This is a genomic window from Longimicrobium sp., assembly GCF_036387355.1.
GTDB lineage: Bacteria > Gemmatimonadota > Gemmatimonadetes > Longimicrobiales > Longimicrobiaceae > Longimicrobium.
Window position 1 is genome coordinate 1 of the sequence record NZ_DASVTX010000315.1, and the last position, 6,952, is coordinate 6,952.

A 6,952-nucleotide genomic window follows, 5' to 3' on the forward strand; every position below is an offset into this window, starting at 1 on the left:
CGCCTGATTCTGATCCGGCGCCGGGCGGACCCCCTCCGCCCGGCGCCGCCCCCGACCCCACCCGACCGCGATTGACGCGCCCCAAGCAAGGGAGCAGACGATGGACGTGATTCTGATGAAGATCGAGAACGTGCCGGGCACCAGCCTGATGACCGGGTTCACCGGGCAGATCGAGGCGATGTCGTACAGCCACGGCGTGGCCATGCAGGTGACGGGCGACGTGAGCAACACCGAGCGCACCTCGGGCAAGCCGCGCCACCAGGACTTCATGATCACCAAGTACCTGGACAAGGCCAGCCCGCTGCTGAACCAGAAGTGCTGCGAGGGCACGGACCTGGGCACGGTGCTTATTACCGTGGGGCGCAACGACAACGGCAGCGTCATTCCGCTGATCGTGTACACGCTCAGCAACGCCGTGCTCAGCTCGGTGAACGTGGGCGGCGGCGGCGGCGACAAGCCGGTGGAAAGCCTGGCGCTCAACTACTCCGGCATCAAGTGGGACTTCACCGCGCAGAAGGAAGCCGGCGGCAAGGACGGCACCGTGGCGGGAAGCTGGGATCTGGGCAAGAACGCCAAGAGCTGACGCATGCCGACCCCCGTTCCGGTTCCGCTCGCGGCGGTCCCGCTTTTCGACCGCCTGGTGGACGAGCACCCCGCCGCGCACACCGAAGCCGTGCCGCTCCGCGCGCTGGACCGGGACGGGCTGCTGGAGTCGCTGCGCCGCGAAGCGCAGGACCTGCTGGGCACCCGCTGTCCCTTTGCCCCCGAGCAGATGGCGGGGCGCCCACGGACCACGGTGGACTACGGCGTCCCCGACATTTCGCCCCTGCACCCCGCCGGCGCCGCCGCCCGGACGGAGATCGCCGCGCGCATGCAGGCGGCGCTGGCCGCCTTTGAGCCGCGGCTGCGCGGGGCGCGGGTGGAGGTGCATCCCGTTCCGGGCCGCCCGCGCGAGCTGCTGGCGCTCATCGAAGGCGTGCTGGCCGCCCCCGGCGCGCCGCAGCCGGTGGGCTTCGCCGTCATGGTGGGCGGAGGCCGGCCGTGAGCGCCCCCGCCCCCGACAACCTGCTGGACTACTACCTGGCCGAACTGGCCTGGCTGCGGCGCGCCGGGGGCGAGTTCGCCCAGGCGCACCCCAAGGTGGCCGCGCGCCTGCAGCTGGGCGCGCACGAGTCGCAGGACCCGCACGTGGAGCGGCTGATCGAGTCGTTCGCCTTTTCCACCGCGCGGCTGCAGCACGCGCTGGAGGTGGAGACGCCGGGGATTTCGTCGGCGCTGCTGGACGTGCTGCAGCCCAACTACCTGGCCCCGGTGCCGCCGGTGGCCATCGCCGAGTTCGTGGCGGACCCCACGCAGGGGCGCTCCACCGCGGGCTTCACCGTCCCCGCGGGGACGCCGCTGGTGGCGCAGCCCCGGGAGGGCGACGCCTGCCGCTTCCGGACGGCGTATCCCGTGACGCTGCACCCCCTGGCCGTCACCGAGGCGCGGATGGAGCCGCCCGGGGCGCACTCCTTTTTGCGCGCCACGCCGCGGGCCGCCAGCGTGCTGCGGGTGCGGCTGGAGGCGCGCGGGGTTCCGCTCTCCAGGCAGAAGCCGGCCTCCCTCCGCTTTCACCTGGGCGGGGAGATGAGCACGGCGGCCGCGCTGTACGAACTGCTCTTCGGCCACCTGCTGGGGATCGCCGTCCTTCCCGGCGGCGCCGCGTCAGACCGCCCCGCGCGCATGGCCCCCTCCGCCCTGGTTCCCGTGGGGCTGGGCGCGGACGAGGGAGTGCTCCCCTCGGCCGCCGGGGCGCACCCGGCGTACCGGTTGCTGCAGGAGTACTTCACCATCCCCCGCAAGCTGATGTTCGCCGATCTGCACGGGGTGGACTTCGGCGCGGCGGAGGCGTCGGTGGACCTTCTCTTCGTCTTCGACCGGCGGCCGCCGGAGCGGCTGGAGGCGGGGGCGGAGAACTTCCGGCTGGGGTGCACTCCCGTGGTGAACCTGCACGAGCGGCTGTCGGAGCCGGTGCGGGTGGACGGGCGGCGGGTGGAGTACCGGCTGGTGGGCGACGCGCGGCGGGAGCGGTCCACCGAAATCCACTCCATCCTGTCCGTTTCTTCCGCGCCGGAGGAGGGGCGCGAGGCGGTGATCGAGCCGTTCTACTCCTTTTCGCACCGCATGGACCCGGGGCAGCGCGCCTTCTGGCACGCGCGGCGGGTGCCGTCGGAGCGCGCGGACCTGGCGGGGACCGACACCCTGCTCTCGTTCCTGAACCTGAACGGCCAGCCCGCGTCGCCGCCCGCCCACACGGTGTGGGGCCGCGTGCTGTGCACCAACCGGCGGCTTGCGGAGCAGATTCCCGCCGGGGCGCTGCTGCAGGCGGAACAGGCCATCCCCGTCTCCGCCATCCGCGTGCTCCATCCTCCCACCCGCGCGGTGGATCCGCCGCTGGGCGGGCAGACGCAGTGGCGGCTCATCTCCCACCTGTCACTCAACCACCTGTCGCTCGCCGGGGCGGACGCCGACGCCAGCCTGGAGGCGCTGCGCGAGATCCTGCGGCTGTACGCGGCGTGGGGCGATCCCTCGGTGGAGGCGCAGGTGGCGGGGCTGCGGCGGATGACGACCCGGCCGGCCGCGCGGCGGGTGGGCGGCGGCCCGTGGCGGGGCTTCTGCCGCGGGACGGAGATCGACCTGACGGTGGATGAAAGCGCCTACGCCGGGGGGAGCGCCCTTCTGCTGGCCTCGGTGCTGGACCGCTTCTTCGCCCTGTACGCGGCGGTCAACTCGTTCACCCGCCTGTCCGTGCGGCGGCAGAACCAGGAGGGGGTGTGGAAGAGCTGGGACGCGCGCATCGGCGACAGGCCGCTCCTGTGACGGCCACGCTCGCTTCCCCGGCTCCTGGCGTCGCCACCGCGGACGAGGCCACGGGCGCGCCCCTTCCCGCGGCGGAGGAGGAGGCCGTGGCGCGCGGGGAGCGCACGGTGGCCGCCATGCCGCTGATGGAGGCGCTGTTCGCGCGGCCGGACGCCTTCGACTTCTACCAGGCGGTGCGGCTGCTGGAGTCCGCGGCGCCGGAGGCCCGCAGCGTGGGCGAGGGGGCGGATCCGTCTCGTGAGGCGGTGCGCTTCCGCACCTCGGTGAGCCTGGGCTTTCCCGCGTCCGACGTGGTGCGGGTGGAGCACGAGGGCGGCGCCACCGTCCCCACGATGACGGTCTCCTTCCTGTCGCTGGCGGGGGCGCAGGGGCCGCTGCCGCAGCCCATCGCCGAGCGCGTCCTGCAGCGGGTGGAGGAGGGCGACCCCGGGCTGCGCGACTTTCTGGACCTGTTCCACCACCGGCTGGTGTCGCTGGCCTACCGCATCGGGCGGCGGACGCGGCCGGTGCTGCAGGGCGCGCCGCCGGCGGAAACGGAGACCGCGGCCTCGCTGTGGGCGCTGATGGGGATGGGCACGCCGGGGCTGCGCGGCCGGCTGGAGGGGACGGACGACCGGGCGCTGATGGCGCGCGCCGGGCTGCTGGCCCGCCAGCCGCGCTCGCAGGCCGGGCTGGAGGGGCTGCTGGCCGACCACTTCGGCGTCCCGGTCTCCGTCCAGCCCCTGGCCGGACGCTGGCTCCCCATTCCGGAGGACCAGCAGACGCGCATCGGGGCAACGGGGGGCAGCCGCCGGCTGGGCACCTCCGCCGTGCTGGGCACCCGCTTTCACGATCCCAACGCCGCGGTGGGGATCCGCATGGGTCCCATGGACCCGGGGCTGTACCGCGAGCTCCTTCCCGGCGGGTGCGGCGGCGTTCCCGCCGAGGGGCCGGCGCTCACGCAGCTTCGCGAGCTGGTGCGCTTCTACGCCGGGGTGGAAACCAGCTTCGTCCTCACCCTCGTCCTGCGCGCGGACCAGGTCCCCGCCACGGTGCTCGAACCTGGTCCGCGGCCGCGGCTGGGATGGACGTCGTGGCTGCGCACCCGCCCCGCCGCCGGGGATGGGACGGTCCTCATCGACCCCGAACGCCCGCGCGGCTGCGGCGCCTGAACGATCCGGCGACGCACCGCCGGCCCTTCACCGAACCCGATCCGAGACGAGCCCCGCATGCCGAAGTTCACGATTCTCAGCGGCCACGGAAGCTGGGACGGCTTCAGCGCCTTCACCGTTCCCAAGGGAAAGCGGATCCACTTTCTGGTCGCGCACGGCCACACGGTCTACGACTTCCGCAAGCTGAACAGGAAGCTGGAGAAGTACCGCAAGGACCCCGACCTCCTCTACGAGGCGCTGATGCCGTACGTCCACGAAACCGTGGAGGCGGGAGAGTCCTGCTACGACTACAACCTGTCGCGTCCCAAGGGCCTTACCACCTTCAAGAACCACAAGTACGTCCGCGAGCAGAGGACGAATACCAGGCTGTCCGAGCTCCTGAGCTACTCGCGGCTGGAGGACATCACCGACATGTTCTGGTACGCCTGCCGGGCCAACACCGGCTCCATCCGGGGCGGAGACACGGCGGAGGAGGCGAGGTTCGGCGTGCTGGTGAGCGCCTCCACGTCCATCGAGCGCATGCTGATGAGCGGGTCTTCGTCCTCCAAGAAGACGTCCTGGGACGGCGGCTACTTCGGGGAGTAGCCCGCCCGCGACGCGAACCTTTCTACCCAACGATACCGGCATGGCCTACTCGCGCTACCTGGACCTGTTCATCGCCAACGACTTTCACACGACCGCGTTCACCCGCGACCGCGAGCCGCAGGAGCGGCACCAGGCCGCCAGGGTGGGAGAGTACCGGTGGGACGTCATCGATCCCATCTCCGTGCGGCGCGGGGTGGAGATCAGGACGCTCGCCGACAACATCCTCTGGGTGTGCCAGGCCGACGGGGATGGCGGCAAGCTGCGCCTGAACGCGCACGGCGACAGCAACGGGATCTACAACGACTCCGGGTACGGCATCGCGGCGGACGCGCTCGCCAAGTTTCTGAAGGCGCACGGACTGGTGGCGGAGAACATGGGAAGCCCCGGCCTGGTCACGGTCAACCTGGCCGTCTGCAACGCGGCCACGGGCGCGCGGGCGGAGTGGCTCATCAAGAAGCTGGCGGACGCGCTCGCCCTGCCCGGCGTGCGCTTTACCGGCGCGGCGGCCATCACGCGGATGAGCCGCGAGGGGCGGCTCCGGGTCGAGTACCCCAGGTACGTCGCTCCCCATCTCCGTTCGGGGAAGTACGTCCCGCCCGCCCTGCAACCCAAGGCGCTGGCCATGTTCGCCGGTTCGCACCTCAAGCGCGAGTACACGTACCAGCCCTGATCCCTGTCCACCGCCGGCAACCCTCCCGGCCCCTCTCTTTGAGCAAAGATGCCGCAGGAACTCATCGACCTGATCTTTCAATTCCTTACCGTACGTGAAGTCTCCGGGATCATGCACGTGGCCCGCGAGTTCCGGGCGGCGGGAATCGACACCATCAACGAGGTGCTGCGCCGCAACGGGGTGCGCCTGACCGCACCCGTGGGGTCGCTGCAGGAGGCCCGCCGCGCTCTGACCCGCCCGCTGGGCTTGCGGCTGACGGATCTGTACGCCACGCTCACCAGCCTGGAGCTGTACCTTCGCGGCGAAGAGTGGAACCTGAGCGGAGGGGAGCTGTCCCGGTTCCATCCGTCCAGCACCCGCTCCGGCTTCAGCTACGCAGCCGGCTACCTGCCGCTCACGCTGGCCTACGACCACCCGGCGCGCGCCACCACGCATTTCAGCGCGGTCACGCCCGACCAGATCACCAATGCGCGGGGGGAAAAGTTCAATCTGGGCGAGTACCTGACGTACTGGGAGAAGGGGAGGTGGCACAACGACCGGGTCATGGTGGATGTATTGGACCTGCTGGAAGCCATTCGCGCCCTGATCGCGTGGCTACGGCCGCACCGGCGCCTGTTTCTGACCCTGCGCGACGGTACGCAGTTCGGCTGATTGCGGGCGGGAAATACGGTGCTCCACTCCCCGTTCCCGCCACGCGCGGCCCCGTCGTTTTCCGTGCGCCGCGGACGCGTTCGCCCCAAAGGCGGATCATGCAGAAAACCCCGCCCGGAGCGCTCCGGGCGGGGTTGTTTTCGTCGACGGGAGATCCGGGGTCAGCGCTTGCCGACGGACGCGATCTGCCGCGTGTGGTGCTCCAGGTGCACGGCGCCCAGGCGGACGCCCTTGTCCCACGCCATCAGCCCGAAGTACGGATGCGTGACCCCCGGCTTTCCCGCCGCGCGGGCCCGCGACGCCTCCGCCTCAAACCGCTCGCCCAGGTCGCGAAGCTGCGCCAGCGCGGCCGTTCGCGGGGCCAGCCCCTCCGCCGAGGGGCGCACCTCGCGCGGCGCCGGGGCCCGCTTGGGAAAGGTGCGATGGAAAAGCATGTGCGGCAGCATGAACGTCTTCAGCAGCCGCCGGCGGAACGGCGTCAGCTTCAGCCGCATCCCCACGCCTTCCGTGGCCTCGGCGATGAAGACGCGGTACACCATGGCCAGATGCTCGGTGATCTCGGCCGGCGTCCACTTGCCCGGCGCCCAGGGCGCGGTCCACGCGGCGTCGGAGATCGCCTCGCCGGCCCGCAGGTACGCGGCCAGCGCCACCTGGTGCTCTTCCAGCGCGGCGGCCCAGCGGGCATCCGCGCGCGACACGGCAGCGGCCATCGGCAGAGGGAGTTCGGGTGGGATGGGGAGAACGGAAGCGGGCCGGGGGAAGGCCCGTGGACGGATGGCGGGGCGGCGCGTGCGGTGCGGTCAGCCGCCCAGCCAGTGGCGGATGGCGATGGGCGACTCGGTGAACGTCCACCCTGCCTTTTCCCACGCGTTGATGCGCGCGAGCACGTCGGCGGCGGCCAGCGTCTGCTCGCGCCCGCTCTGGTCCCCGCCCCCCCACTCGCGGACGGACACGCGCCCCTCCGCGTCCGGGCGAAAGCAGAGCAGCACGAACCGCTCGCGCCGGTCCGGGCTGATGGCCTGAAAGCCGAGGTTGT

9 protein-coding genes are annotated in these 6,952 nt (G+C 71.8%); 7 read left to right on the forward strand and 2 right to left on the reverse strand.

Going from position 1 to position 6,952, the window contains the following annotated elements:
• Positions 1-100: 100 nt before the first annotated feature.
• The 7 genes from VF665_RS13580 to VF665_RS13610 are packed head-to-tail and all read left to right on the forward strand — an operon-like array spanning position 101 to position 5,916.
• Positions 101-583 carry a type VI secretion system tube protein Hcp gene (locus VF665_RS13580; RefSeq protein ID WP_331053970.1) on the forward strand — a complete coding sequence of 161 codons (483 nt, stop codon included), beginning with the start codon at positions 101-103 and terminating at the stop codon, positions 581-583.
• A 3-nt stretch (positions 584-586) separates the two neighbouring features.
• Entirely contained in the window at positions 587-1,045 is a 459-nt protein-coding gene (gene tssE / locus VF665_RS13585) for a type VI secretion system baseplate subunit TssE (protein WP_331053971.1), read from the forward strand.
• The gene (tssF, locus tag VF665_RS13590) at positions 1,042-2,859 is read left to right on the forward strand and encodes a type VI secretion system baseplate subunit TssF (protein ID WP_331053972.1); all 1,818 of its coding nucleotides are present in this window, start codon (positions 1,042-1,044) and stop codon (positions 2,857-2,859) included. Before tssE ends, tssF begins: the two co-directional genes overlap by 4 nt.
• Complete coding sequence (gene tssG, locus VF665_RS13595) at positions 2,856-4,010, forward strand: type VI secretion system baseplate subunit TssG (RefSeq protein ID WP_331053973.1); 1,155 nt, start codon at positions 2,856-2,858, stop codon at positions 4,008-4,010. Before tssF ends, tssG begins: the two co-directional genes overlap by 4 nt.
• A 57-nt stretch (positions 4,011-4,067) precedes the next feature.
• The gene (locus VF665_RS13600; RefSeq protein ID WP_331053974.1) at positions 4,068-4,595 is read left to right on the forward strand and encodes a putative adhesin; all 528 of its coding nucleotides are present in this window, start codon (positions 4,068-4,070) and stop codon (positions 4,593-4,595) included.
• Positions 4,596-4,635: 40 nt separating this feature from the next.
• On the forward strand, positions 4,636-5,265 hold the full coding sequence (locus VF665_RS13605) for a hypothetical protein (RefSeq protein WP_331053975.1): 630 nt from the start codon (positions 4,636-4,638) through the stop codon (positions 5,263-5,265).
• Positions 5,266-5,313: 48 nt separating this feature from the next.
• Positions 5,314-5,916: a hypothetical protein gene (locus tag VF665_RS13610; protein WP_331053976.1), complete on the forward strand. Its 603-nt coding sequence runs from the start codon at positions 5,314-5,316 to the stop codon at positions 5,914-5,916.
• 161 nt (positions 5,917-6,077) lie between these two features.
• Here the strand turns inward: VF665_RS13610 and VF665_RS13615 are convergent, their stop codons facing one another.
• Together VF665_RS13615 and VF665_RS13620 are read right to left on the reverse strand one after the other, a co-directional pair.
• On the reverse strand, positions 6,078-6,626 hold the full coding sequence (locus tag VF665_RS13615; protein WP_331053977.1) for a DinB family protein: 549 nt from the start codon (positions 6,624-6,626) through the stop codon (positions 6,078-6,080).
• A gap of 90 nt (positions 6,627-6,716) precedes the next feature.
• Positions 6,717-6,952: hypothetical protein (locus VF665_RS13620; protein ID WP_331053978.1), on the reverse strand; the 236-nt coding region annotated here is incomplete at its 5' end.

Excerpts from the sequence above, each read along its gene's own strand:
- VF665_RS13580 (WP_331053970.1), top strand. The coding sequence starts at position 101 with ATGGACGTGATTCTGATGAAGATCGAGAACGTGCCGGGCACCAGCCTG.
- tssE (WP_331053971.1), top strand. The coding sequence starts at position 587 with ATGCCGACCCCCGTTCCGGTTCCGCTCGCGGCGGTCCCGCTTTTCGAC.
- VF665_RS13600 (WP_331053974.1), top strand. The coding sequence starts at position 4,068 with ATGCCGAAGTTCACGATTCTCAGCGGCCACGGAAGCTGGGACGGCTTC.
- VF665_RS13605 (WP_331053975.1), top strand. The coding sequence starts at position 4,636 with ATGGCCTACTCGCGCTACCTGGACCTGTTCATCGCCAACGACTTTCAC.
- VF665_RS13610 (WP_331053976.1), top strand. The coding sequence starts at position 5,314 with ATGCCGCAGGAACTCATCGACCTGATCTTTCAATTCCTTACCGTACGT.
- VF665_RS13615 (WP_331053977.1), bottom strand. The coding sequence starts at position 6,626 with ATGGCCGCTGCCGTGTCGCGCGCGGATGCCCGCTGGGCCGCCGCGCTG.